This is a genomic window from Mycobacterium sp. (genome assembly GCF_052145595.1).
In the GTDB taxonomy this organism is placed as follows: Bacteria; Actinomycetota; Actinomycetes; order Mycobacteriales; family Mycobacteriaceae; genus Mycobacterium.
The window spans coordinates 38,049-63,302 of record NZ_JBKQOI010000170.1; the positions used below are offsets into that span (position 1 = coordinate 38,049).

Annotated in this window: 25 protein-coding genes and 2 pseudogenes; 13 read left to right on the plus strand and 14 right to left on the minus strand. The window is 65.6% G+C overall.

Annotated elements, in window-relative coordinates:
* Positions 1–1,677 carry an NRAMP family divalent metal transporter gene (locus tag ACLP4W_RS15780; RefSeq protein WP_442387431.1) on the minus strand — a complete coding sequence of 559 codons (1,677 nt, stop codon included), beginning with the start codon at positions 1,675–1,677 and terminating at the stop codon, positions 1–3.
* On the minus strand, positions 1,674–3,008 hold the full coding sequence (locus ACLP4W_RS15785; RefSeq protein ID WP_442387433.1) for a magnesium transporter MgtE N-terminal domain-containing protein: 1,335 nt from the start codon (positions 3,006–3,008) through the stop codon (positions 1,674–1,676). The genes ACLP4W_RS15780 and ACLP4W_RS15785 overlap by 4 nt, the downstream gene beginning before the upstream one ends.
* Before the next feature lie 459 nt (positions 3,009–3,467).
* Between ACLP4W_RS15785 and ACLP4W_RS15790 the strand changes: the two genes are divergently transcribed.
* From ACLP4W_RS15790 to ACLP4W_RS15810, 5 genes are read left to right on the plus strand one after another with little or no spacing between them, the layout of a single operon-like run.
* Positions 3,468–4,658 carry a lipid-transfer protein gene (locus tag ACLP4W_RS15790; RefSeq protein ID WP_442387491.1) on the plus strand — a complete coding sequence of 397 codons (1,191 nt, stop codon included), beginning with the start codon at positions 3,468–3,470 and terminating at the stop codon, positions 4,656–4,658.
* Positions 4,659–4,680: 22 nt separating this feature from the next.
* On the plus strand, positions 4,681–5,118 hold the full coding sequence (locus tag ACLP4W_RS15795) for a type II toxin-antitoxin system Rv0910 family toxin (protein ID WP_442387435.1): 438 nt from the start codon (positions 4,681–4,683) through the stop codon (positions 5,116–5,118).
* A gap of 13 nt (positions 5,119–5,131) precedes the next feature.
* The gene (locus ACLP4W_RS15800) at positions 5,132–5,995 is read left to right on the plus strand and encodes a MaoC/PaaZ C-terminal domain-containing protein (protein ID WP_442387437.1); all 864 of its coding nucleotides are present in this window, start codon (positions 5,132–5,134) and stop codon (positions 5,993–5,995) included.
* 33 nt (positions 5,996–6,028) lie between these two features.
* A complete protein-coding gene (locus ACLP4W_RS15805) occupies positions 6,029–6,898 on the plus strand; it encodes an SDR family oxidoreductase (protein ID WP_442387439.1) in 870 nt (289 codons plus the stop codon).
* 19 nt (positions 6,899–6,917) lie between these two features.
* Positions 6,918–7,544, plus strand: a complete 627-nt coding sequence (locus tag ACLP4W_RS15810; protein WP_442387441.1) for a TetR/AcrR family transcriptional regulator — start codon at positions 6,918–6,920, stop codon at positions 7,542–7,544.
* 17 nt (positions 7,545–7,561) lie between these two features.
* On the opposite strand, the gene ACLP4W_RS15815 is transcribed toward ACLP4W_RS15810, so the two are convergent.
* On the minus strand, positions 7,562–8,455 hold the full coding sequence (locus tag ACLP4W_RS15815; protein WP_442387443.1) for a DMT family transporter: 894 nt from the start codon (positions 8,453–8,455) through the stop codon (positions 7,562–7,564).
* Between the two features lie 85 nt (positions 8,456–8,540).
* On the opposite strand from ACLP4W_RS15815, the gene ACLP4W_RS15820 reads away from it, so the two are divergent.
* Entirely contained in the window at positions 8,541–9,131 is a 591-nt protein-coding gene (locus ACLP4W_RS15820) for a hypothetical protein (protein ID WP_442387445.1), read from the plus strand.
* Between the two features lie 147 nt (positions 9,132–9,278).
* Here ACLP4W_RS15820 and ACLP4W_RS15825 read toward each other — a convergent pair whose 3' ends face one another.
* The 3 genes from ACLP4W_RS15825 to ACLP4W_RS15835 form a co-directional block, all read right to left on the minus strand.
* A complete protein-coding gene (locus tag ACLP4W_RS15825; protein WP_442387446.1) occupies positions 9,279–10,106 on the minus strand; it encodes a class I SAM-dependent methyltransferase in 828 nt (275 codons plus the stop codon).
* Positions 10,107–10,185: 79 nt separating this feature from the next.
* Positions 10,186–10,578 (minus strand): DoxX family protein, encoded by a 393-nt coding sequence (locus ACLP4W_RS15830; RefSeq protein ID WP_442387448.1) that lies wholly within the window; start codon positions 10,576–10,578, stop codon positions 10,186–10,188.
* A gap of 46 nt (positions 10,579–10,624) precedes the next feature.
* Positions 10,625–11,755 (minus strand): NDMA-dependent alcohol dehydrogenase, encoded by a 1,131-nt coding sequence (locus ACLP4W_RS15835; RefSeq protein ID WP_442387449.1) that lies wholly within the window; start codon positions 11,753–11,755, stop codon positions 10,625–10,627.
* 162 nt (positions 11,756–11,917) lie between these two features.
* Here ACLP4W_RS15835 and ACLP4W_RS15840 point away from each other — a divergent pair, with 162 nt between their 5' ends.
* Entirely contained in the window at positions 11,918–13,093 is a 1,176-nt protein-coding gene (locus ACLP4W_RS15840; RefSeq protein ID WP_442387451.1) for a thiolase family protein, read from the plus strand.
* A gap of 9 nt (positions 13,094–13,102) precedes the next feature.
* Here the strand turns inward: ACLP4W_RS15840 and ACLP4W_RS15845 are convergent, their stop codons facing one another.
* A complete protein-coding gene (locus tag ACLP4W_RS15845) occupies positions 13,103–13,696 on the minus strand; it encodes a hypothetical protein (protein WP_442387493.1) in 594 nt (197 codons plus the stop codon).
* A gap of 144 nt (positions 13,697–13,840) precedes the next feature.
* Between ACLP4W_RS15845 and ACLP4W_RS15850 the strand changes: the two genes are divergently transcribed.
* The gene (locus ACLP4W_RS15850; RefSeq protein ID WP_442387453.1) at positions 13,841–14,581 is read left to right on the plus strand and encodes a 3'(2'),5'-bisphosphate nucleotidase CysQ; all 741 of its coding nucleotides are present in this window, start codon (positions 13,841–13,843) and stop codon (positions 14,579–14,581) included.
* 80 nt (positions 14,582–14,661) lie between these two features.
* Here the strand turns inward: ACLP4W_RS15850 and ACLP4W_RS15855 are convergent, their stop codons facing one another.
* The 4 genes and pseudogenes from ACLP4W_RS15855 to ACLP4W_RS15870 all read right to left on the minus strand — a co-directional run bounded on the left by ACLP4W_RS15855 (position 14,662) and on the right by ACLP4W_RS15870 (position 17,775).
* A complete protein-coding gene (locus ACLP4W_RS15855) occupies positions 14,662–16,389 on the minus strand; it encodes a CocE/NonD family hydrolase (protein WP_442387455.1) in 1,728 nt (575 codons plus the stop codon).
* Positions 16,390–16,732: 343 nt separating this feature from the next.
* Entirely contained in the window at positions 16,733–17,188 is a 456-nt protein-coding gene (locus ACLP4W_RS15860; RefSeq protein WP_442387457.1) for a hypothetical protein, read from the minus strand.
* A gap of 98 nt (positions 17,189–17,286) precedes the next feature.
* Positions 17,287–17,585 (minus strand): annotated as a pseudogene (locus tag ACLP4W_RS15865) (4-hydroxy-2-oxovalerate aldolase); the annotation flags it as partial.
* A gap of 43 nt (positions 17,586–17,628) precedes the next feature.
* The gene (locus tag ACLP4W_RS15870; RefSeq protein ID WP_442387459.1) at positions 17,629–17,775 is read right to left on the minus strand and encodes a hypothetical protein; all 147 of its coding nucleotides are present in this window, start codon (positions 17,773–17,775) and stop codon (positions 17,629–17,631) included.
* A gap of 68 nt (positions 17,776–17,843) precedes the next feature.
* Between ACLP4W_RS15870 and ACLP4W_RS15875 the strand changes: the two genes are divergently transcribed.
* Both ACLP4W_RS15875 and ACLP4W_RS15880 read left to right on the plus strand, forming a co-directional pair.
* Positions 17,844–18,743 carry a VOC family protein gene (locus ACLP4W_RS15875; protein ID WP_442387495.1) on the plus strand — a complete coding sequence of 300 codons (900 nt, stop codon included), beginning with the start codon at positions 17,844–17,846 and terminating at the stop codon, positions 18,741–18,743.
* 30 nt (positions 18,744–18,773) lie between these two features.
* Positions 18,774–19,805 (plus strand): amidohydrolase family protein, encoded by a 1,032-nt coding sequence (locus ACLP4W_RS15880; protein WP_442387461.1) that lies wholly within the window; start codon positions 18,774–18,776, stop codon positions 19,803–19,805.
* A 7-nt stretch (positions 19,806–19,812) separates the two neighbouring features.
* Here ACLP4W_RS15880 and ACLP4W_RS15885 read toward each other — a convergent pair whose 3' ends face one another.
* Positions 19,813–20,718, minus strand: a complete 906-nt coding sequence (locus ACLP4W_RS15885) for a haloalkane dehalogenase (protein ID WP_442387463.1) — start codon at positions 20,716–20,718, stop codon at positions 19,813–19,815.
* Positions 20,719–20,831: 113 nt separating this feature from the next.
* Here ACLP4W_RS15885 and ACLP4W_RS15890 point away from each other — a divergent pair, with 113 nt between their 5' ends.
* A complete protein-coding gene (locus ACLP4W_RS15890) occupies positions 20,832–21,560 on the plus strand; it encodes a DUF2652 domain-containing protein (protein ID WP_442387465.1) in 729 nt (242 codons plus the stop codon).
* Between the two features lie 32 nt (positions 21,561–21,592).
* On the opposite strand, the gene ACLP4W_RS15895 is transcribed toward ACLP4W_RS15890, so the two are convergent.
* Both ACLP4W_RS15895 and ACLP4W_RS15900 read right to left on the minus strand, forming a co-directional pair.
* Positions 21,593–22,804 (minus strand): MalY/PatB family protein, encoded by a 1,212-nt coding sequence (locus ACLP4W_RS15895; protein ID WP_442387466.1) that lies wholly within the window; start codon positions 22,802–22,804, stop codon positions 21,593–21,595.
* A gap of 33 nt (positions 22,805–22,837) precedes the next feature.
* Positions 22,838–22,975 (minus strand): annotated as a pseudogene (locus tag ACLP4W_RS15900) (dihydrodipicolinate reductase); the annotation flags it as partial.
* Positions 22,976–23,129: 154 nt separating this feature from the next.
* On the opposite strand from ACLP4W_RS15900, the gene ACLP4W_RS15905 reads away from it, so the two are divergent.
* The gene (locus ACLP4W_RS15905; protein ID WP_442387468.1) at positions 23,130–24,122 is read left to right on the plus strand and encodes an LLM class flavin-dependent oxidoreductase; all 993 of its coding nucleotides are present in this window, start codon (positions 23,130–23,132) and stop codon (positions 24,120–24,122) included.
* Between the two features lie 13 nt (positions 24,123–24,135).
* Positions 24,136–25,215 carry an NAD(P)H-dependent amine dehydrogenase family protein gene (locus ACLP4W_RS15910; protein ID WP_442387470.1) on the plus strand — a complete coding sequence of 360 codons (1,080 nt, stop codon included), beginning with the start codon at positions 24,136–24,138 and terminating at the stop codon, positions 25,213–25,215.
* Positions 25,216–25,254: the final 39 nt, after the last annotated feature.

Genomic DNA, 25,254 nt, shown 5'->3' on the forward strand with positions numbered 1-25,254 from the left:
TCAGTGGCTGAGCTGGACGGCTTTGACCACCAGCAGCAGTGCGCCGACCACCAGATAGCTGCGCAGGGCGATCATGCCGAGTCGAGTGCCGGGTGACCAGACGACCGGTTCGAGCAGTGTCAGGGGTGGCATCCGCCAGGTGTTGCGGTCGACTGGGCGTGCCGAGGGTTTTGCCGCCGGTGGCGCCGGCTGGCGGCGGGCCATCCAGCGCAGCACCGGCGCCGAGGCCACGCCGAGTATGACCAAAGCCAAAGCCAGGTAACCGGCGACCGAGACGACGTTGATGTGAGGGAACAAGGTGGTGGCCATCAGGATCCCCGACAACAGCAGCAGGGTGCCGACGATCAGGGCGGCAACCCAGTTGAGCCAGGTCTTATTGACCCAGGGCCCCAACACTTGCCGGTCGTTGCACAGCAGCAGGAGAAACACGCTGGCGCTGGGCAGCAGAAGACCGGCAAGGGCCTGCACGGCGGTGGTGATCAAGCCGAGCGGGGCGCCGGGAATCAGCACGATGGCCGCGGCCAGCATCACCATTGCCGTGTAGGACAGATAGAACTGTTTGGCATCGGCGAACCCGCGATGAAGCGAATGTTTGAGGCCGAACACGTCGCCGAAGGCGTAACTGGTGGCCAGCGTCACCGCGGCGGCACCAATGATCGAGGCGTCCATCAGCACGATGGCAAAAAACGAGCCGAGCACGTCGCTGTGTTGGCCGAGCAGGTGTGCGATGGCGCCGGCGTCGGAAAAGTTGCCCACGCTATCGGTGGAGCGCGCCGCCCAGTCGCCGGTCATCAGCAGCGCCGCGGCGCCGACGATCACGACGAAAGCTCCCAGGACGGTGTCGGCGCGTTCGTAGGCCATAAACCGGGGGGTGATGCGTTTGTCGACGACGTTGGACTGCTGAAAAAACAGCTGCCAGGGCGCCACGGTGGTGCCGACGATCGCGATGATCAGCAGCACCGCGTCCGAGCTGATGCCACCCGCGATGCTTGGCACCACGAACGACTTCGCCGCATGCCTCCATTGCGGGTGCGACATCAACAGCATCGGGATCTGCAGCAACGTTATGGCGATGAAGACGAACATCGCGCGCTCCCAGCGGCGGAAGCTGCCGGTTGCCATGATCGCGACCAGCGCGACCGCCGAGATCGGCACCGCAACGTATTTGGAGACGCCGATGTAGTCGGCGGCCAGGCTGATGCCGATGAATTCGGTGACGATCGTCAGGAAGTTGAGCAGGAACAGGTCGCCGACGGAAAACCAGCCCCAGCCGCGGCCAAAGCGTTCGTTGATCAACCGGGCGTGTCCCACCCCGGTGACCGCGCCCAGCCGAACCACCATTTCCTGGTTGACGATGAGCACCGGGACCAACAGCAGCAGGACCCACAGCAGCGAGTAGCCGTAGTTCTGGCCGGCCTGGGCGTAGGTGGCCACCCCGCCGGCATCGTTATCGCCGACCATCACGATGATGCCGGGACCGACGATGGCCAGCAGGGTCAGCAGCCGGGTCTTCCACGTGCGGGGATGGTCCGTGTCGCCGACGCTGATGCGCCCGAACGCGCCCTCGATATCACCCAGGTGCGCGGTGTCGAGCACCGCGCTGTGCTGCGGCGCGTCGTGATCGGCGGTGTCGGCCGGCGCCCCTGCGCGGGTGCTCTTATCCGCGTGTGAGGTCACGGTGCCTCACCTCCGGGCACGGGCGCGTTGCCCTCGGGTTGGGTGAATTCACGGACCGGACGCGGGGCGGGTTCGCGGCGACGCCAGTCCTCGGGGATGGTGGCCTCCAGGATGTCGTCGACGGTGACCACCCCGAGGACGCGATCCTGCTCGTCGACCACCGGAATGGAATAGAGGTTGAAGTCGGCCATCAACAGCGCGATGTCGGTCAGGTCCGCGTCGGCGCTGACGCATACCGGGTCGGAATCCATAAGTTGCCCAACACTTTCACTGGGTTGGGCCTGCAACAGGGTGATGACCGACACCACCCCGGCGAGGTGTTTGCCCTCATCGAGGACATGCATCTTGATAAGCGCCTCCGGCTGGACGGTGCCGGCGGCCGCGATCAGCGCCAGCGCCGAGCCCGCGGTCGCGGTGGCGGCACAGGAGACGAAGTCGACGTTCATCAGGCCGCCGGCACTTTCGGGGTTGAACCCCATCAGGGTGATCACCTTGGTGCGCTGCGGGGCGGGCATCAGGTCCAGCACGCGCCGGCGCCGCGATTGGCGCAGGTCTGCGATCGCGTCGGCGGCATCGTCGGCGCGCATCCGGCCCAGCAGGGCGGCGACCTCGTCATCGGGCATGCCATCGAGCAGCCGGCTGGCCTTCTCGGGGTCGAGTTCTTCGAAGACGTCCGCTTCCAACTCCGGGTCGTTGCGCACCCGGTCGAGGATTTCGCCGCCCTCGGCCTTGTCCGCTTCCTCGAGAAGATCGGCGATCTCGGCGGCTTTGAACTCGCCAAACCGGTCCGACAGGCGTCGCACGGCATCGGAGCGAGCGTGACCGATCAGCGGTTCGAATGCCTTCCAATCGCGGGGTCCGCGCCCGCCGGAGGGCCTGATCAGCCCGAACAACCGTGCTGGGCGACGGGTATCCAGCCGCACGGCCACCCACCCGGCCCCGGTATCTTCGAGCTGAACATCGTAGGCGCGCACCAGCTCCACGGCGGCCACATCGATCAACCGGTGGCCCAATACGTCGGCGCGCAACAACACCTCACCGTCGCGGCGTTCGAAGCCGCGAAGGTCAACCTTGTTCTTGGCCAACGTAACCCGGTCTGGGGCGTACTCGTGAATGGATTTGCTCCCGATGAACACCCGCCGACCGCCGACCCCGGCCACGATCCCGGTGACCGGCGGATAGTCATCGGCGTCCTGCAACCGCACGATCACGTCCTCGACCCGGCCCACAGTCTCGCCGGAGCGGGCTAGCACCGGCGCGCGCAGCAGCTCTGAGAGATGGATTACCGGCAACCCGCCGCGCGGCTCCGGCGCCTGCTCTGATGTGGTCACTTGTTTCTCCTCAACACTGTGCGACACAACCCCCTAGCAGACTGCACGAGACCATGTGTTGGACGCCAGGTGGGGGTACGGCTTACATACAGGTCGGTGATGGCGCAAGGATCGTGGCTTGACCGGCTCGGCCGCCAGAGCGTACGCCGCCATGGGCGCGAGTAGCTACAGCCAAGGGGTAAACGGCGGGCGGCCATTAGGGGACAACTCCAGACGCGAGGATTTCGTCGCGCTCCTCGGTTTCTCAGTTACCTACATCGATCAATGTTTCTGCATACGTTCCGCCGGTAGCTTTCTTCATCGGGCCCATATCCGCTATCAGTAATTAGCAGTGTGTTTGTGGTGTACTTCTCTGCTCTTCGGCACCTGCTTGAAGGCTTGATTAAAAACAGGCAGCGCGGTATGTTTCTGCGTGCGGAAACCGCCGACACCCCGCTGGCCTTCGCCGAAAGGACTGTGATGCCGAACCGGGTCTTTGTCATAGGTGTTGGGATGACGAAGTTCGAAAAGCCCGGGCGCCGCGACGATTGGGACTACCCCGATATGGCGCGTGAATCCGGCGGCAGGGCGCTCGCCGACGCCGGCATCGAGTATCGGGCGGTCGAGCAGGCTTACGTCGGGTACGTCTACGGCGAGTCGACCTCCGGACAGCGCGCCGTCTACGAACTCGGCATGACCGGCGTGCCAGTGATCAACGTGAACAACAACTGCTCGACGGGTTCGACCGCGCTATACCTTGCCGCCCAGGTGATCCGGGGCGGGCTGGCTGACTGCACGCTGGCTTTGGGCTTCGAGAAGATGAAGCCGGGTTCGTTGGAAGCCTCCTACGACGACCGAGCGCAGCCGATGGAAAAGCACATCTTGGCGATGGCCGAAATCTCCGAGGTGCTGTTCCCGCCCGCGCCGTGGATGTTCGGTGCAGCTGGCCGCGAGCACATGAAGAACTACGGCAGCACCGCGGAGCACTTCGCCAAAATCGGTTACAAGAACCACAAGCACTCGGTGAACAACCCGTATGCGCAGTTTCAGGAGTCCTACACCCTCGATGACATCCTGGCCGCGCGAATGGTCTATGACCCGTTGACCAAGTTGCAGTGCTCGCCGACCTCCGATGGTTCGGGTGCGGCAATCCTTGCCTCCGAAGGGTTCGTCGACAAGCACGGTCAGGCGGGCCAGGCAGTCGAGATCGTGGGTCAGGCCATGACCACCGACTACGACAACACCTTCGACGGCACCTGCCGGGCGTTGATCGGGTATCACATGAACGTCGCTGCGGCCCAACGCGTGTACGAACAGGCCGGACTGGGGCCCGAGGACTTCCAGGTCATCGAGTTGCATGACTGCTTCTCGGCCAATGAGCTGCTGCTGTATGAGGCACTTGGATTGTGCGCCGAGGGTGAGGCCGCAAAACTCATCGACAACAACGACACAACTTACGGCGGGCGATGGGTGGTCAACCCGTCGGGAGGGCTGATCTCCAAAGGCCATCCGCTCGGAGCGACCGGGCTTGCCCAATGCGCCGAGCTGACCTGGCAGTTGCGCGGGAGTGCAGATCGACGCCAGGTCGACAACGTCACCGCTGCGCTGCAGCACAACATCGGCCTGGGCGGAGCTGCCGTCGTCACCGCCTATCAGCGCGCCGAGCGATAAACCAACTCAAGGAGGATTTGTCATGGGACACATCGAGGCAAGCCGCGAGCTCACGGCCAGCCAGGAAGCGTTGTGGCAGAAGGTATCTGACCTGAAGAACTGGGACACGTGGTTCAGCATCCACGAGCGCTGGATGGAAGAACCGCCGGCCACGCTCACCGAGGGCATCAAACTGACCGCCAAGATCGTGATGCTGGGCATGGCGAACAAGATCGAATGGACCATCGAATCGTTACAGGCGCCACACACCCTGGTGCTGAGTGGCACCGGGATGGCCGGGGTCAAGGCGCTGTTCCAGTTCTGCATCGAGCCGTCAGACGGTGGCGGGTCGCGGTTCAGCGTCAGCGGCGATTTCAGCGGTTCCCTGATCAAGGGGGCGCTGGGTAAGGCTGTGGAGAAGGACGGTGCCAAACAGCTCGACAAGACGTTGACCCAGCTCGACGCGTTGGCATCGGTCTAGCGAAGCGGCCGGTTTGATGTCCGAAGATCTCGCCTTCGACGACACCGGTCTGAACAAGTGGACCGACGAAGAGCCGTTCGAGGTGGCCCGGGAACGGCTCGCGGAGTACGCCGCCGCCACAAACGACCCGATCGAGGCGCACAGGCGTGGTGACGTAGCCTCGCCGGTGTTTGCCATCGTGCCGGTCTTCGAGGCGATGCTCCTCCCTGCCGTCGACGTGATGCCCGTTGAGCTCATCCCGCGAGTTGTGCACGGAGAGCAGGACTTTCGGTTCCACCGCCCCATACGTCCCGGCGACAAACTGCTGTCTCGCGGAAAGATGACCGGCTACGAAGGCCTGGAGAAGGGTACTCGGGCCACGATCAAGCTGGAGTGCCGCGACGAGAACAACCAGCTCGTCAACGAGCAGTTTGTGACAGCTTTCGTGCGCGGATTCGATGTCGGCAAGAAGGTCGGCGAGCTCAGCCCCGGGCACAGGTTCCCAGATGACCTGCACGGTGATGCGCCGCTGGCCAAGGTCATTCAGCATGTCGACCTCGACCAGACGTTCCGCTACGCGGACGCCTCCGGTGATCCCATGCCGATTCATTTGGATGAAGAGGTGGCCAAAAGTGCTGGCTTGCCGGGCATCATCGCGCACGGCTTGTGCACCATGGCGTTCGCCTCATGGGCGGTGCTCACCGAAATCGCCGGCTCGGACGTTTCGCGTCTGCGCCGCTTCGCCGTGCGTTTCTCGCAAATGGTTTTCCCGGGCGATCACCTCGAGACGCGGATCTGGAAGTCGAGCACTACCAACGGATTGACCACCTACGCGTTCGAGACGGCGCGGGGCGAGGACCTGGTAATCACCGACGGCCTGGCCGAGATTACCGACTGACACCACCGAGACGCAGCAAGGAGATCCGAAATTATGGGTGCGTTAGAAGGACGCGTCGCGCTGATCACCGGAGCCGGCCGCGGGATTGGGCGCGAGCACGCGCTGTTATTCGCCAAGGAAGGCGCGAAGGTGGTGGTCAACGACCTGGGTGGCTCGAACAGCGGCGAGGGGGCTGACGAGGGGCCCGCCCGCGAGGTCGTTGAGGCCATTCGGGCCGGCGGCGGGGCCGCGGTAGCGAACACGAACAACGTGTCCACCTGGGATGGGGCCAGAAACCTCGTCGAGCACGCGATCGAGGAATTCGGCGGCCTGGACATCGTGGTGAACAACGCTGGCATCCTGCGTGATTCGTTCATCGCCAGCATGGAGGAGTCGCAGTGGGACGCCGTGCTGGCCGTGCACCTGAAAGGCCATTTCGCGGTGCTGCATCATGCGGCCGGCTACTGGAAGGCGCGCTCGAAAGCGGGTGACCAGCCCAACGCCTCGGTCGTCAACACGGCGTCGGGCTCAGGCGTGACGCTACCCAACGCCGGTCAGGCCAACTACGGCGCGGCCAAGGCTGGCATCGCGGCTCTGACCCTGGTCGCCGCCAACGAGCTCGAACGCTACGGCGTGCGTGTCAACGCGATCGCGCCGATCGCACGCACCCGGCTGACGCTGGCCACTCCCGGAATGGGCGACCTGATGGCCGAACCCGAAGCGGGGGAGCTGGATCTGTTCAGCCCGGCCAACATTTCACCGCTGGTGGCGTATCTGGCGAGCGAAAAGTGCCGTGTCACCGGTCGGGTGTTCGCCGTGCAGGGCGGGGCGATCTCGTTGCTACAGGGCTGGCACGACGTCGAGACGATCGAAACCGACGGGGTCTGGGAGATCGACGACATCGCCGCGCGTTTGCCGCGTTAACGCCATGGCGAGCGCATCAGTGAGACGGCGGCGGACCCAAGCCGAACGACGGGCGGGCACCCGGTCGGCGTTACTCGATGCGACGATCCAGATCCTGATCAGGGACGGTTACGCGCGGCTGACCACCAACGAGATCGTGCGGGCCGCGGGGGTGACGCGCGGGGCACAGGCCCATCACTTCACGTCCAAAGCCGACCTGTTGGTCCAGGCGCTGGACCACCTGACGCAGAAATTGACCGATGAAATCGAGGAGTCGCTGGCTCCGATGCTGAGCAACGACGGCGACAACATCGAGCTGCTGCTCGATCGACTATGGGAGTTCCACTGCGGACCGTTGTTCACCGCGGCGACCGAACTTTTGGTCGCGGGCCGCACGGACGCCGACATCCGGACACACCTGCGGCGCTTCGATCGCGAACTGAATGCCAACATTCGCCTGATCGCCGCACGGTACAGCCCGAGTTTGGGCCTGTCGGAAGGCTTTTCCGGAATCTTCATCACCGCATTGGCGGCCATGCGCGGTCTGGCGATGCTGCGCTTCACCGCCAGCGAGGATGGTGTGCGGCGCATGTGGGTCAGTGCGCGCGCCGAACTGGCCGAATCGTTTCGGCGCGCCGCCGACGGGGCGCAGAGCCCGACAAGCTGAGCGTCGCCCGGATCGCATCAGGTGGTTTTCGGTGTCGGCCTCGGCCTCTCGATGGCGGGTGCCGCGGCGGCCTGGCTGTGGGACAGCGCCACCGTCGCGGCGATCATTACCGCGACCGACAGACCGAGTGTGATCATGCCGACGCGGTTGGTGTTCAGCGTCTCGCCGAGCACGGTGACGCCGAGCACCGATCCGACGATCGGCTCCGCGACGGTCACCGCGGGTAGCGACGCGGTCAGCGGTCCGGCCCGAAACGCTGACTGCTCCCAGGCCGTGGCGGCGATCGCCAGCACCGCCCACACGTACACCTCGGGTATGCGCAGCAACGCCAAGAACCCGTGGTCGAGCTGATCGACCACGCCCTTGGTCAACACCGAGAACAGGCCCCACAGCGACCCGGACATCAGCCCCAGCAACAGCGCGCTGACCGAGCCAGAGGACACGCGGGCGCCAATCACGCAGAGGATCAATGCCGGACCCATGACGGCGGCCACGATGGCCCACGTTTGAAACGACCCCCGTGGGTTTCCGGCCTGCGGGTTGCCGACCGTCACCACGACCGTGACGGCAGCAGCGAGCAGCACGGCCCAGATCCCTTGCACGCGGGTGATTCTGCGGTGGTTCACCTTCGCGCTGATGACCAACGCGAACAGCAGCGAGGTCACCAACAGTGCCTGCACGAGCACCACCGAACCCAAGCCGAGCGCCGCGGCCTGCAGCCCGAACCCGGCGCCGGCCACGAGGCTGCCCGCCCACCATTGGCGATCGCGGAGCAGCCGGCCGAACAGGGCCAAGGTGCCGACCGGCTTGTCCGTGACCTGTTGGGCGGATCGCTGTTGGAGGACGTCTCCGAAGCCGATCATCAGGGCGGCGCCTAACGCGAGCAGTGCCGCGATGTCCGTCGTGCCCACGGGGACCTCCTGCGCAATCAATCGAGAGTGTTCGGACCGTTATAGGTTGGGTTAAAGGCCGCCCGCAGAGTTACCAGGAGGCGCCATGACGAGACGGATGTTGTGGCGGGTGCTTGTGACGCTACCCGCCATCGTGGCCGCCGCTGTCGTGGCGCTGTATCTGCTCTTGCTGGGCTGGGGGATGCTGATGCAAGTCAGACGGATCAGCGATCACACGCGCCGGCTCACCAAGCGGTTGAATCCCTTCCTGCGTAACGTCGCCGGAACCCGTCTGGGCATGCTCTACTTCAACCTCAGTGCGTTGCACCACGTCGGTCGGCGCAGTGGCCGAACCTACGTGACACCGCTGAGCGCCTACCCGCTCGGTGATGGCTTCGTGCTCGCGGTGGCATACCCCCACGTCGACTGGTGTGAAAACGTGCTGGCCGCCGGAAAATGCACGCTTGACTGGAACGGCAAAGAGTATGCGCTCGAAAGGCCCGAAGTGATTCCGCGGGCACGGGCGATGGAGGCCTACCCGCTACTGGTCAGGCCCTTTCTCGCCGGCGCCGCGGGACAGAACAAGTTCGTCTGGCTGCATCGCAGCGGGACCCGGAAAGGCAAACCGCCGCAAGGCGATTCGGCCGTTACCGACAAGCCCGCGTTATCATCCACCGATGGCGAACATGCGCCTTAAGGACGAGGCAATGACCTTCGCGAAGGCCTCCGCGAGACCGCGACGAACCGGGATAACAATCGTTGCCGGGTATTGCATCTTCGCGGGGCTGTCGCAGGTATGGGTTGGAATCACCGGTAACTAGCGCGTCAATGTCCCCACCTCGGCTCAGAAGGCGTAGCGGTGAAATTGGGCGAGGTTTCGCAGCGTCGGGGCAGCCCGCATGATTGTTCCGAAGGTCCGGTAGGCGCCGCCGCGCAGTCGCTTGAACTCGTCCGTGTCGAAGACGGAGATCGCGGCCAGCAGCCGAACACCGGGAACGGCCTGGAGAATGTCGTTGGGCTCGTTGATCGCCCAGTGCAGCGTAGATCCCGAGCGCCGCACGACGGGGTTCACCTTCTGGATTTGAATGCTGAGCCAGTTGCACACGTCGAAGTGCAGTTCGCCCGAGGGGAACTGCTCGACCACCCGGCGCAGCAATGCGATGCCGTCGTCTTTGGTCAGGTAGTAGGTCAGGCCTTCGGCGATGAGCAGCACCGGACGGTCGGCCGGGATGGTGCCCAGCCATGCCGGATCGGTGACGGACGCCGCGACGGGGTGGTAGTGCTCACGGGCCGGATACAGCTGCTCAACCAGGGCGATGACATCGGGGTAGTCGACGTCATACCACTCGACCTCGGGGCCGGGGTCGAGCCGGAACACGCGGTCGTCAAGTCCGCACCCGAGGTGGAGCACCACCGCGCGGTCGTGTACAGCGAGGAATTGGCGCGCCCAGTTGTCGAAACAGGCGCTGCGAACGGTGCCCGCGGTGGCATTGCGCGCCGTGACGCCGGTCTTGTGCCAGTCGTAGTCGATGCGGTTCACCAGGTCCCTGGCAAAGGTGTCACCGACCGCCGGATTGTTGGCTTCTGCGTCCAACGCCCGTGCGTACAGCGTCGCGAGCATGGTTTCCGGTGACCCGGTGAGATCGATGGGAATCTTCGCCGCCTCGGGCATAAGCGTCAGGCTATCAGCCGTTGTCGGCGATCACCGATGCCCAATGCCGTTGCCACCGTGGGAATTAAACGTCGGCCCCTTAACTGTTGCGCCTGATCTTGAGGGCGGTGGTGATCATTGGAATCTGCAGCGGCAACCGGGCCAGCGCAGCGATGCGCATCGGCCAGGGCTTGCTCCACCACAACCGGCACATGTTGACATTCGCCGGGAACACCCCGATGAAAAGCGCGGCCGCCGCCAGCGCAGCCGATCGCCGCGTGCGTCGCGGCAGCAGCATTGCCCCGATTGCCAGCTCGGCCACGCCCGATCCGTACGTGTAGAGCCGCGCGCCTCCGGGCAGCTCGGCGGGGACGATGTCGTCGAACGGTTTGGGCGCCACGAAGTGCAGGGTGCCCACGCTGAGCAGCATCGCCGCGACTCGATGTGCAGCTAGCCGGGCGGCGTTACTCTCAGCGACTGGTGTGGTTGTCATCGGTCCATTGTGTCGCGCCTGGCGGTTGAAGCACACCTTGGGCGGGTCATGCGCGGTCGGCGTCGGTGTAACGGATGATGCCGCGGATGTTGCGTCCTTCGAGCATGTCGCGGTAGCCGTCGTTGATTTGCTCGAGCGTGTATTCCCGCGTCACCATGTCATCCAGGTTGAGCTGCCCCAGCTTGTACAGCTCGAGAATTGCGGGAATGTCGTGCTGCGGGTTACCGCCGCCGAACAGACTTCCCTGCAGGCTCTTTTGCAACAGCGTCAACCCCGCCAGGTTTAGCGTGACGTCGGTGGCCATTACGTTGCCCATGGCCGTGACGACGCACGTGCCTCCCTTTGCGGTCAGCCCCATCCACGCCTCGACGTCGCTGCCATCGCAGTGACCGACCGTGACAATCACTTTGCGGCACATCACGCCCCAGGTGGCTTCGGCGATGGCGGCGGCGGCACTGGCGACATCCGCGAAAGCTTTGGTCGCACCGAACTTCAACGCCTGCTCGCGTTTCCATTCGAAAGGATCGATTGCGAACACGCGCCGGGCGCCGGCGATTCGGGCGCCCTGTATCGCGGCGACGCCGACGCCACCGATGCCGACCACGGCGACGTCGTCACCGGGTTCTACCGCCGCACTGCGCACCGCGGAGCCGTAGCCGGTGGTCACCCCGCAGCCCACCAGGCATGCCACGTCGAAGGGGATCGCGGGGTCGACCTTGACCACCGAAGTGTGGTGCACGACCACGTACGGCGCGAAGGTGCCCAGCAGCGACATCGGCACGACATCGTGGCCGCCGGACGTCACCCGATACGACCCGTCGGACACCGATTGGCCCGACAGCAGGCCCATGCCGAGATCGCACAGATTGCGCAATCCGACCTGGCACGGCGTGCATGTCCCGCAGGACGGGATGAACGACATGACCACGTGATCGCCCACGGCCAAGTTCTCGACACCCGCGCCGATCTCGGTGACGATCCCGGCGCCCTCATGGCCGCCCAGCACGGGAAAGCTCGGGATGGGAAAGTCGCCGGTCAGCAAATGGTGGTCGGAGTGGCACAAACCGGCCGTCTCCAACTGAACGGTGACCTCGCCGCGGCGAGGGTCGCCGATCTCGATCTCATCGATCGTCCACGGTTGGTTCAGTTCCCAGACCAAGGCACCTTTGGTTTTCAATGCATGGCCTCCGTCCTGTCCCTGATCCACCTGCGGACCGCCATCGGTGAACTTAGCCCATTACTATTGCCCATACGGTATTTGATACGATTCGCGTCGCGGCGTCTGACCGCAGACCCACCCGTGCTGCCGACCGCAGCCAGACCGTTCGAGGTTGAGAACATGGCTACACCCGTAATTGTCGGAGCAGTTCGGACGGCGATCGGCCGCTCCTTCAAGGGGACGCTCGTCAACACGCCGCCCGAGACACTGATCACCGCGGTGCTCCCGGAGGTGGTGCGCAGGTCCGGCGTCGATCCGTCCGCTATCGATGACATCATCTTTGCCGAATCGCACTACGGCGGAGGGGATTTGGCGCGTTATGCGGCCACCGCGACCGGCATGGAGGACATTCCCGGCCAGTCGGTGAACCGGCACTGCGCGGGTAGCCTGACCGCCATCGGCAACGCCGCCGCCCAGATCGGCTCCGGGATGGAGCGCGTGCTCATCGCCGGCGGGGTGCAGTCGTTGTCGATGACACCGCTGACCAACTGGCGGATTCCCGGCCCCGAGCTGAAGTTCGAGGAACGCTGGATGCCGCCGACCCACGTCGAGACGCCGGACGCGCCCGCCAAGGACATGTCGATCACGGTGGGCTGGAACACCGCGCAGGCGGTCGGTATCACCCGCGAGGAGATGGACGCCTGGGCGGCCCGGTCACATGAGCGCGCCATCGCGGCCATCGACGCGGGCAAGTTCCTCGACGAGATCATCCCGCTCAAGATCACGCAGTTCGACGGTTCGGTGATCGAGTTCTCGGTCGATGAGCATCCCCGTCGCGACACCACGGTCGAGAAACTGGCCGGGCTCAAGGTGCTGCACCCCGAGATCGAAGGCTTCTCGATCACCGCGGGCAACAGCAGCGGCACCAACGACGCCGCCGCCGCGGTCGCGCTCGTGGACCGGGATTACGCCAACGCCGAGAATCTGAACATCATGGGAACGGTCCGGGCGTGGGCCGCCGCCGGCGTGCCGCCCCGGGACTGCGGCCTGGGCGCCCTCAGGTCGATCGACAAGGTGCTGCAGCGGGCCGGCCTGTCGGCCAACGACGTGGCGCTGTGGGAGATCAACGAGGCTTTCGCCTCCGTACCGATCGCTGCCTGCAGGGAGTACGGCCTCGACGAGGAGAAGGTGAATTTCTCCGGTAGCGGCTGCAGCCTCGGCCATCCCATCGCGGCCTCGGGTGCACGGATGGTCACCACGTTGACCTATGAGCTGGCCCGCCGCGGCGGCGGCATCGGCGTCGCGGCAATGTGTGCGGGCGGTGGCCAGGGCGGCGCCGTCGTAGTCGAGGTCTGAGAAGCCTGCCTAATTGCAGAACGTGTACCCGATGAATTCGGTGTCGCGGGCGTTGGCGCCCGAGTAGTTGACGTAGTGCACGCCCGGCATTCCGTTGAACTGGGTGTCCATTTGTTGCGCGGTCGGCGGTGGGACCCCGCGGGGAAAGGCCAAGACCATGTCGGCAAAGATCTTGATGCCGGCCGGGCAGATGGCATCGGGGCGCGGCGGCTGCGCATTCCACGCATGCACGACGACCGGATCGGTGAGCTGGTAGCCGGTCGCACAGTTCGGGTCGCACATCTTGAAAACGGCCGTGCCGGTCCCATCGGCGCCCTGTGGTCCCCATGAGCTCCACGACATGTCTTGCAGCGCAACGGCTACGCTGGCGCATCCCAAAACGTTGAGCTTCTTTGGACGCGCGACCGGAGGGACCGACGGGTTGTAGCAGCCCGGGATGGCGAAGCTGCTCGGCGGCGCGGATGGCTTCGTGGGCGGCGCGGCGCTCTTGCGGTCGTAGGTCAGCTTCACGCCCGCGACGATCAGCACGCCGACCAGCAGAACAGCCAGTACGACGGTCACAGTCAGGCGCCCCCGCGGAATGCGCCGCAACCGGTCCGCCAAAGGAACGTTGACGTTGCCGCTCACTTCCTACAGGTTCGCAGCCCCGGGGCGAAATGTCACGCCGGGGTGGGCACCGCCACAAGGGCAGGGTAAGTTGGTCAAAGTCGGTCAGTACTACCAACATATCTTGGATTGTGGAGGCCCGTGGAATCACCGACGAACGACCACCAACTGGCCGCGCGGTTGGCTTCCGAGGCGGGGCGACTGCTGCTTTCGGTGCGCGAAGAATTCGCCGATGCCGATGCGAGCGAGCGGAAAGCGGCGGGGGACAAACGATCCCACGACTTTCTGATGGAAGCGCTCGCCAAACAGCGGCCGGACGACGCGGTGCTGTCCGAGGAGGGCGCCGACGACCCGGTGCGATTGCGCTCGGAGCGGGTGTGGATCGTCGATCCGCTCGACGGGACGCGTGAATTCTCCGAGCTCGGGCGCGACGACTGGGCGGTGCACGTCGCGCTCTGGCGTGCCGGTGAGCTCGTGGCCGGAGCGGTGGCGCTGCCGGCGCAGGGCATTACGTTGGCGACCCCCCGGGTCGATGCGCCTCCCGCGGCGCCGGATAAGCCGCGCATCGTGGTGTCACGCACCCGCCCGCCCGCCGTCGCGCTGACCGTCCGTGACGCGTTGGACGGCGTCCTGGTGGAAATGGGTTCTGCCGGGGCCAAGGTGGCGTCGATCGTCCAGGGCTTGTCCGACGTTTACGTACACGCCGGCGGCCAGTTCGAGTGGGACTCGGCTGCCCCCGTCGCGGTGGCCCGGGCCGCCGGTTTGCACACCTCCCGCATCGACGGGTCCGCGTTGGCGTATAACCAGCCGGACCCGAAACTGCCGGACCTGGTGGTCTGCCGTCCTGAACTTGCCCAAGCGGTGCTGGCCGTCACCGGCTGACGCCCAATAGGCGCGAACGTCGAGTTGTTGGGCTAATCAAGCCCCCGGGATTGCGGCAACAACTCGACGCTCGGCCTTCGTCACGGACCAGTGGGAATGATCGGCAACAGTAGGTGGCTGGGTGTTTCTGGTCCGGTGTGGATGGTGGTCGTGCCGTTGAAGATGTCGGGCGGGCGGTCTTCGGGGTCGGTGTGTAGGAACAGGCCGGATCCCTGAAAGACGGGCGGCCCCGGTGTGGGTGCTTCTCGGGCGAAGTCACAGCCGCCGATCGTCAGTGCGAGGCGAAATCCTGCGGGAAGGACAATGCAAGTGGGCCACATCTCGATCTGCAGGGCGTAGATCTCGCCGGGCTGCAGCGGCTGCATCTCGTCGTGGGTGTGGTAGGGCCGATATGGCGTGGACCTGGCCGGGTCGAGTTTACGGTGGGAGGCTCGCAGCCATCCCTGCGCCAGGGGTGTACGCGGGTCGAGTGCGCCTTGGAAGTCGACTTCTTTTCCGTCGGGCCCGAACGCGCGCAGCGTCAGGAAGAGGTCGGCGTCGCTGGTCGAGGAGGAGATAAAGACGGTCGCGGCAAGCGGTCCGGTGATTTCGGTTTGCTCAACCAGCGGCAGGGCGTACACGGTCGCCGGCTGCCCCATCGCCTGAAACGACGTGGTCGCGGGCGTGACCGGTGCGGCCCAGTTGAGGCCGTCTGCAGCCGCGTCGAGATACAGCTCGGTCCAGCGGGTGCGGGCCAGCGGCCACTCGTTTTCCTGGCGCAGCTCGAAGTCGTTGCTGAACGCGCGGCGGATGTTTAGCTGTACGGTCGGTTCGTGCTGCCATCCGTTGTCGGCCCCCTTGAGGAAGTGGTCGAAGAAGCGTCGCTGCAGCGCCATGCCGTACGGCAGGTAGAACCACTCCTCGTGGCGGCCCGGGTGGACTTCAAGCCATTTCTGCTCCGACGCTGCCTGGGTGAAGGCCTCGAAGTTGCCGCGGGAATGCAACCCGAACCCACCCCAGTTGGCGGCGCTTAGGAACGGAACCGTGACGCGCTGCCAGTCGGCGCTGCGCTCTCGGTAGGTCGGACCGTCAAGGCTCTCAGTCCATCGCGTGTAAAGGTCCAATCGGTTGGTGGCCAACTCCTGGTCATTGAGCTCCTCGGGGCCACTTGCCCGCACCCCGAGCCAGGGATCGATTGGGGTGTTTGGGTTTCCGTGCTGAACCGTGAGCACCTGCAGCGGATACCACGCCTGGAAGAAGACGTTGCTTCGGATGCCGCCGTGTCGGGCCATATCCCGGTAGGCGTCGGCGGCGCCCTCCCACGGGATCATCGCCGCCAGGTGTGGCGGCTGCCGCGAGGCGACGAGCCATTGGTTGATGGCGTAGTAGGAGATGCCGCACAGTCCCACCTTGCCGTTGCTCCACGACTGGGTTCCCGCCCACTCGATCGCGCGCACATAGTCGGCGGCCTCGCGCGGCGAAAACAGGTCGAGGTAGCCCGGGGACCGTCCCGCACCGCGAGCATCGACCCGCACCACTGCGTAACCCCACGGCACCCAGATCTCTGGGTCGACTGTTTCCCACGTCAGGTAGCTGCGCGAGGATCCCTCGAGAATGTCCGGGTGCGCGTCGACCAGCCACTCCCATTGGGCTTTATAGCCGTCCTGATAGCGAACGCCCTTGCCGTACGGGCCCAGCGTCATCAAGACCGGCACCCGCCGGGGACCGTCGGGCCGAAACACATCGGCGCGAAGAGCCAAGCCGTCGTCCATCGCGATCTCGACGTCCCGTTCGATGACGATGCGACCTTCGGCTCCGTCCTCACCCATGCCGGCCGGCCGACTCTGTCGCCGCGCTGATCGCGGTAGCGGACATCGTCACCACTCCCTCCGGAAGTTTGTCAACCGTACATGATCGCGCGGGAACGAACGGGGTCCTAGGGTCCAACGTCACCGCGTCTCCGATTGCGGAGTGACGAACGCACTGTTAAGCGGAATCTTGCGGCCTCGGCCATGGCGCATGCGGGCGTTGCCCCACCGGGTTCAGCCGGCGCATTCTCTGTCGAAAACCCCTGCCGTGCCAGTAAATACGTAACTTTTGTCCCCGCGATCTTGACTACCAGAGCGGCCTCGCGGTTGACGGACGCCGGGAGCCGCAGTCATTGGTAAACAGTCACCTGTGCCGGTTTCGTAGCCGTCGCTGGCGTCCCCTCGCCTCTTCTGTCCACTCCCTCTCGACCCGTCCGATCTCGAGCGAGAGCAGCATGAGAGTCGGATTATCGCATTGGACTTCATGAGCGGTGCGGAACTTTGCCGCTTCGCCGGTGGTCGGCAGGTGCGGCCGCAAGCCCTCGAACCACTCGTCGCCGACGACGTTAGGCGGATCAGCATCGCGCGCTCCGCACGCCCACTGCCGGTAGGCGTCCCGCGCATCCGCCAGGCCGGTCCGCCACTGTTGGATAGCGTCACAGCGCTGTGAATGCAGTTGGATCTTGATCTGGTGTTTGGTGTTGCTGCCGTCCACCATCCGGGGAAGCAAGGTATCGGCGGCCGACCTCGCCACGCCCGCGATGCCCACGGCCGACGCACCCACGACCGTACCCATGAGGCCCATCATTGCCATGTCCATTTGCTGATCGTTGCACCTGGGGGCGCGTGACAACAGATGAGCGACGTCTTCAGTGCGACCCGGTGAGGTCGAGCGCGATGTCGACGAGCATGTCCTCGGGGTCGGACGAGATCGTCCGCGGCGTCCTGCAGTCGGTGCAGGTCACAGCCGTGATCCCAGCCCAGCCGGGTGGCTGCGGCGATGAACACCTCCAGCGGCACGTTGCCGGCACCGACGCCCATGCCTGCCAGCGAGGCGTCGACGCGGTGTGCGCCGTGCTCGACCGCGGTGATCGAACTGGCCACGCCCAATGACAGGTTGTGGTGGGCGTGGATGCCGATTTCCGTTGTGGGCGAGAGCGTTTGGCGCGCCACGTCGTCATGGCTCCGCCCGAGTCAACGACGTGGACGCAAGTGGCCTGCCAGAGTCGATGATGGCCACCGGCCACCGCTGAGCGGAGGTCATCTGGACTCGGCGACCGTGCGCGCGGCGGTGTCGTACACCGCGGCGACGTGCATCTCGAACAGGGCCGGGAGGTCGACGGGGTCACCGCCGATCTCCTTGGCGAGGAACGCGCCGTCGGCGCCGGCGAGCGCGTAGGTGGCCAACTGGTGGATCTGTGCATCGGTCAGGCCGGCGTGAGCTCGCGGATGGCGGTGCCGAGCATGTCGAACGCCTGGGCGCGCACGGCGACGAACATGGCTCGCGCGCGCGGGACGACAACGAGTGTCGGTTTCTGCTGCAACGCGGCCCCGCAGAGGACGGCACCGCGCTCGGCTGGCAGCTGGACGACCACGAGACGTTTGACACCGTCGTCGCGCGGGTCAAGCATCATGGTGTGCCCGTGACCGAAGGCACCGATGACGAGGCGGCTCTGCGCGGCGTGGAACGGCTCGTCCGATTCCCCGGACCCAACGGGCTGGCCCAGGAGGTCTACACACGCGCACGGACTGGCGCCGCGTCGTTGCAGATGGTGACGGGCGGTGGATTCGTCACCGGCACAGCGGGTATGGGCCACGTGTCCGTCACCACCACGAAGCCCCATCAGGTGCGCGGCTACTACAACACCGTGTTCGACGCCGGACTGTCCGACTACATCGACGAGACGATCAGCGGCGTCAAGTTGAAGATCCGCTTCCTGCGGGTCACCGAGCGTCACCACACCTTGGCGATCGCTGCGGTCAACCGCCTGCCGACGAACCCGATCCGCACGCGGGTGCAGCACGTCAACATCCAAGTCGCCGAGCTCGCCGACATGACCAGCGCCTACCAACGGGTCAAGAGACTCGACTTCCGGATGGCGCTGGGTGTAGGGCAGCACACCAACGACAAGGAGCTGTCCTTTTACGCCGTCACGCCGTCTGGATTCGAATGGGAGCTCGGCTGGAATCCGATCGTGGTCGACGAGGCCACCTGGGAACCCGTCACCCACCAGGGCATCAGCATCTGCGGCCACACACCCGAGGGGCAGACGATCACCGACAAGCTGACCCGGTTCAAGATCGGCGCCGCGTCGCTGTTACACCACGAGGATGTAGTTCCGGCACTGGCCGGCGCGGGTATTCCAGATTCTTGATCGCGCAAAACCCAAAAGGAGCCAGTAACGATGTTGCGGATCGACACCCACCACCACGCGATCCCGTCCTTTTACCGAGACCTATTGCGAAAAGCCAAGATCGACGAGGCCGGCGGTCGTGACTGGCCGCAGTGGAGCCCGGAGGGGTCATTGCAGACCATGGCCGAACTGAATGTCGCGACCGCGATACTGTCGGTATCCACGCCGGGCACCGCGTTCCTGCCGAGCACCAGCGACGCCACCTCGCTCGCCCGCGACATCAACGATTACCTGGCCGGACTCGTTGCGGCTCAACCCGACCGGTTCGGCTTCTTTGCGACCATCCCCATGCCACACTTCCGCGAATCCACCGACGAGGTCGCCAGATCACTCGACGAACTGGGCGCTGACGGGGTTGTGCTGCTTGCCAACAGCGCGGGGACCTACCTCGGCCAGGACGGACAGGACGACCTGTTCGCCGCGCTGGACGCGCGTGCGGCGGTGGTGTTCATCCACCCCGCCGAGCTGCCGGGCCCCGCGGTAGACGGCGTTGCACCGTTCGCCGCCGACTTCCTCCTCGATACCACGCGAGCGGCGTATCTTCTCGTCCGCAACGGCATTTGCCGCAAGTACCCGAACATCAAGTTCATCCTCAGCCACGCGGGCGGGTTCGTGCCCTACGCCTCGCACCGGATGGCGGTCGCCATCATGGGCGACATCGGACGCAGCCCGACGGACATCCTGGATGACTTCGCGGGCTTCTACTTCGACACCGCGTTGTCCTCGAGCGCCGCGGCGCTGCCGAGCCTGCTCGCTTTCGCCAAGCCGGGACACGTCACCTTCGGCTCGGACTGGCCCTTTGCACCCGTCGCGGCCGGCAAGCTGTTTGCCGCCGGCCTCGAGACCTACCCCGGACTCGCTCCCGACGCCCGTGCGGCGATCGAGCGCACCAACGCGCTCGCGCTGTTCCCGCGCCTGGGAGCGGCGCCTGCGTCGGACGCCGGCTCGGCACTCGATCAGGTGCGTCACGCGGCCAGCAGAGCGGTGATGCGCGGCGTGGCGCGACTGATCAACACCCGATGACGCGCCCTTAGCGCAGGGCCTGCTGCCAAGACAGCACCCGTTCGGCCAGTTCAGGTCCGCTGTCTTCCTGGATGAAGTGGCTGGCTTTGATGCGGGCGTGCGGCTGGCCGGCCGCCCCAGGGATGTGGTTGATCAGCGGACGGTCGGCTTTCCCGAGGATCGGGTCGCGATACCCGAAGATGGCGAGGCAGGGCTTGTCCCATTGGCCCAGGGCTTTCCACGCGGCCCTATTGGCCGGAACCGCCGGATCGTCGGGCGAGGTGGGCACCAACTGAGGAAACGCGCGCGCCCCGGCTTGATAGGTCTTGTCGGGGAAGGGCGCGTCGTAGCCGGCCCGCACCTTCGGGGGAACCCTGCGGACGGTGCCGACGGCAACCAGGCGACCGGCGGGCAGCACGGGGGAGTACCGCGCAAAGGCCCGCCACACATTGAAGGCGGGCGGGGTGCGCTGCTGCGCGGTGGGAAGGAAACCGTTGGCCACCACCAGCCGCGAGATTCGGTCGCCCTGCTCGGCGGCGATGCGCAGACCGATAAGCGATCCCCAGTCCTGCCCGAACAGCGTGACATCCTTCAGGTTGAGGCGCTCGAGCCACGAGGTCACCCACTCGACGTGGCGTAGGTAGGTGTAATCCCCGATCCGGGCGGGCTTGTCGGAGCGGCCGAAGCCGATCAGGTCGGGCGCGAGCACGCGATTCCCGGCGTCCGCCAGCGGCGTAATCATCGTCCGGTACAGGTAGCTCCAGGTGGGCTCGCCGTGCAGCAGCACGATGGGCGGCCCATCGGCCGGACCCTCGTCGAGGAAGTGCATCCGCAGCGGCTGAGTGTCGCTTGCCTCAACGTTTATGTAGTTCGCTACGAACGGATAGCCCTCCAAATTTTCAAATCGGGAGTCTGGCGTTCGCAGCACATCCATATTCGGCTCCTCCGGTGGGCGGCCACCCTTGCAAGCCTCTCTCCCCGGCGCGAATTCGTCTAGTAGCAGATTTCATTGAGGCAACGACCGACAACTACTAAACTCCAAAATTCATGGCCATCCGGCGCGCGGTTCTGGTTATTGCCGACATCGGCGGATACACGCGCTACATGAATTGGAACCGGACGCACCTGGCCCACGCTCAACTGACCGTGGCCGGGTTGTTGGAGGCGGTCATCGACGCCGGCAAAGGTTTGAAGCTGGCGAAGCTGGAAGGCGACGCCGCGTTCTTCTGGGCGCCGGACGGCGATGCCAAAGTGCTGGTGTGCGACCGCCTGTCACGGATGCGCCAGTCGTTTCTCGCGCGCCGCGAGCGGTTCAAAGCGGACATCGCCTGCGAGTGCGCGAGCTGTGAGCAGCTGGAAAAGCTGTTGCTCAAGTTCGTCGTGCACCAGGGCGAGGTGGCGGAGCAAAGGGTGAAGCGCCACGTCGAACTAGCGGGTTTCGACGTGATTCTGGTGCACCGGATGCTGAAAAACTCGGTACCGGTCGTCGAATACGTGCTGATGACCGATCCCGTCGCGGCGTGCCTCGACGACGCGGTGCGCGGGCTGTGCACACCGTTGGTCCACGACTTCGAAGGCATCGGGGAAACGTCGACCCACTACATCGACCTCGCCACGTCGGAAGTGCCACCCGCGCCGCGCGGGCGCAGAATCTTTGGCCGGCTGGGGGCGACGGCAAAGTTCGAGTTGACGACGCTGCCGTTCCTGCTGGGCATCAAGAAGCCTGCCGAGGGCTTCCGCAACCTCGACCGCGGCACCGAGGAGATCTCCGCCTAACTGAAAACTCGCGTTTCCAGAAGACCTTTCCGCTACCGAACCTCGGCAAGGGCCCGGCCCATTCGCGAGATCGCCTCGACGAGAATGGCTTGCGAGGTAGCGAAGTTCAACCGCACATGCCCGGCTCCGCCGGTTCCGAAGACGTGCCCGGAGCTGAGTGCGACGCGGGCGTGGTCAAGAAACCAGCGGGCCGGCCCGGCCAGATCGGCGACCACCGCAAGTCCATCGGTGACTTCTTCGGCCACCGCATCTTTCAGGCCGAGCTCTCGACAGTCGAGCCACGCCAGGTAGGTGCCCTGTGGTCGTTGACATTTCACGCCGGGAAGATGCTCATCGACCAGATCGCGCAGCAGCGTCCGGTTGTCGTCCAAGCCGCTCAGCAGCATGTCGAGCCAGTCGCCACCGGACCGGAATGCCTCGGCATGCGCGATGACGCCGAGGTGGCTTGGGCCGTGGCTGACCTCCTCCGGCATCCGGCGAAGGTCTGCGGCCGCCTCCGGGCCGGCAATGAGCAAGGCCGCCTTCAGCCCGGACAGGCTCCACGCCTTCGAGGCGGACGTCAGGGCGAAGGCATCCTCTGCACCGGGGACCGCCAGGTACGGGGTGAATCGCGACCCCGACAAGATGACCGGCGCGTGAATCTCGTCCGACACCACGCGGACACGGAACCTTCGGGCGAGATCGGCGACCCCGCGTAGTTCGTCGGAGGTGTGCACCGATCCCGTCGGGTTGTGCGGATTGCACAACAGGTAGGCGACCTTGGCGCCTGGAGCCCCGGCGCGCGCGAACGCTTCCTCCAAGGCGTCCAGGTCAATTCGGCCGGCGACGTCAAGCCGCGCTTCGACGACTCGGCGGCCGTCGTGGGACACGAATGCGTAGAACGGCGCGTATACCGGCGGGTTGACGACGACGGCGTCACCGCGGTCGGTGACCAGCCGCAGTGCCTCGACGACACCGAGCATGACGTCCGGAACGATCGCCGTGCGGCTGACTTCCAGGTCGTGCCATCGCCAACGCCGAGAAGCGAATTCACTGACCGCTTCGGCAAACGCAGTGTCGTAAGGGTATCCGGTATCACCGATGTCGATCGCCCTGCGGACGGCGTCGGCGACCGTCGGTGCCAGCATGACGTCCATCTCCGCGACCCAGAGCGGCAACACATCGGCCGAGTGCGCACGCCACTTCATGCTCGTGCGGTGCCGCAGTTGTTGCAGTGTGAGTTCCTCGAGTGGATTAAACGTCACTCCGGCAGACTAAGCCGCGGGCCGCGTTTTGATTCACCCGGTGACGAATGCGTGCTTGGGGATCGTCAAGGGCAGGTCCACCGAACTCAACAGTCCAGGTTCTGCGGCAACGACATACGGCACGGCGTTCACGACGCGCATCGCGATGGCGACCATTACGCCCGCTCCGGAAACCCGCACGGTCAAGACTTAAGGAAGCACGCACTATCTTAGCGAACAAATTCTACGCTAATCTGCAGGGTATGAGGACCGATCGGCGTTTTGGCCGCCTCCAAACGCCAAGCGTGGGCTGTTGTCGTCGCGCCGGCAGGTGCGGGGGGCATTGATGTTCACCCTTAGGTTCGACATGCGCGCCCCCAGTTGGGCTGGGTCGGCCCCCGATCTCTACGCCGCGGCCATCGACATGTGCGAGTGGGCGGAAACTCACGGCGCCGTTTTGGCGGTGCTGTCCGAGCACCACGGCGCCGAGGACGGCCATCTGCCTGCCCCGCTGACGTTGGCCTCGGCGATCGCGGCCAGGACGCGCACGTTGGCGATACTGCTGGCGGCGGTGCCGGTTCCGTTATGGGATCCCATCCGGCTGGCCGAAGAAATGAGCGTTCTAGACCTCATCAGCAGGGGACGGGTGTCCTACGCGTTCGGTGTCGGACATCGAAGTCAGGAATACGGGCACTTCGGCATCGACATGGCCACGCGCGGACGGGTGGCCGACGAAATCCTGGCCGTGCTTGGTCCGCTGGTGCGTGGCGAGCCCGTCCAATACCGGGGGCGCACCGTCCGCGTCACGCCGCCGTGCGGGTCGCCCGGTGGGCCGATGATGCTGATCGCCGGCGGCAGCAAGGCCGCCGCCCGACGTGCCGGCGCCTTGGGCCTGGGGTTCATCTCCCAGACCGACCTGCCGGGTCTGAAGGAGTTCTACGAAGCACAGTGCCGCGCTCACGGACACGAGCCCGGAATGATCCAATTTCCCGTGCGGGACGCTCCCACAACGATTTTCGTCGCCGAAAACGAGCAAGCCATCGACGAGGCCTGGGACGTCCTGGGGCCATACCTGTTGCACGACGCACTGACGGCGGCGTCGTACCGGCCGGAAGACGATCTGAAAAGCCCGGTGGCCAGCATCACCCGTGCCGACAGCGTGGCCGCGCTGCGTGCGGAGAGCGGCCCGTACCGCATCATGACGGCCGAGGAGGCGACCGAGTACGTGCGCGGCGGGCGACTTCTCCCGCTGCACCCGCTGTGTGGTGGCGTGCCACCCGAGGCGGCGTGGCCATACCTCGAACGCGCCGCGGCCGCCGCAGCCCGGGCCCACGAGTAAGGAGAGAGCGCCGGTGTCGATTGCGAAACCTCTGCGTACTGTCGTGTGGTCGACCGGGGGAGTCGGGTCGATCGCGATCGATGCCATCAGCCGCCGACCGGATCTGGAACTCGTTGGGGTATGGGTGCATTCGCCCGAGAAGGTTGGCAAGGATGCCGGTGAGTTGGCTGGCATCGAGCCGCTGGGGCTGGCGGCCACCAACGACGCCGATGCGCTGATCGCCTTGGGGCCCGACGCGGTGGTGTATGCCGCGAGCGGCCCCGAACGCGACGGCGCCGCCGTGCCGGATTACCTGCGGCTCCTGGGGGCGGGCATCAACGTCGTGTCGACGTCGTCGACGAGTCTGGTGTATCCGCCGTCGTATTTCGCCCCGGACTGGCGCGCCCAACTGGAGGCGGCGGCGGTGTCCGGCGGCGCTTCCTTCTACGCCTCGGGGATCTTTCCGGGCTTCGCCTCCGATCAGCTGGCGTTGCTGATGACCACGCAGTCGAAGAATATCCGCGCCATCACGGCCAGCGAGGTCGCACTCAATGACCACTACCCGGTGGCCGACGTGATGATGGACGGGATGGGCTTCGGCCGCCCACTGGATTTCGAACCCATGCTCTCCACGCCCGGCTTCATCGAAATGGCCTGGAAGGCACCGATACACCTGATGGCGAGTGGCCTCGGGGTCGAGGTGGAGCAGGTGCGCGGTTCCCTCGACCGGGAGCTGACCGATCGCGACATCGAGGTGGCGTTCGGCACCATCAAGGCGGGTACCTGCGGCGCGGTGCGCACCCGGGCCGCGGGCGTGGTCAACGGCCGCGAGGCGATCGTGATCGAGCACGTCATCCGGATGGCCCGCGACGTCGCACCCGACTGGCCGACTTCGGAGTTCGACGCGACCTATCGGGTCGACATCGAAGGCGATCCCGACATCCACTGCGTGCTGACGCTCGGGGAGGCCGAGGGCCACGCGGCGGGGCACGCCGCCATGGCGTCCACGGCCATGCGGGTGGTCAACGCGATCCCGTACGTGGTCGACGCGCCGCCCGGCCTGCTCAGCTCGCTGGACATACCGACGACGCTGCCGCGGCACGTATTTGACTGAACGTTGACGCCATCTCGGGCCGGACGTAGCGTACGTGGG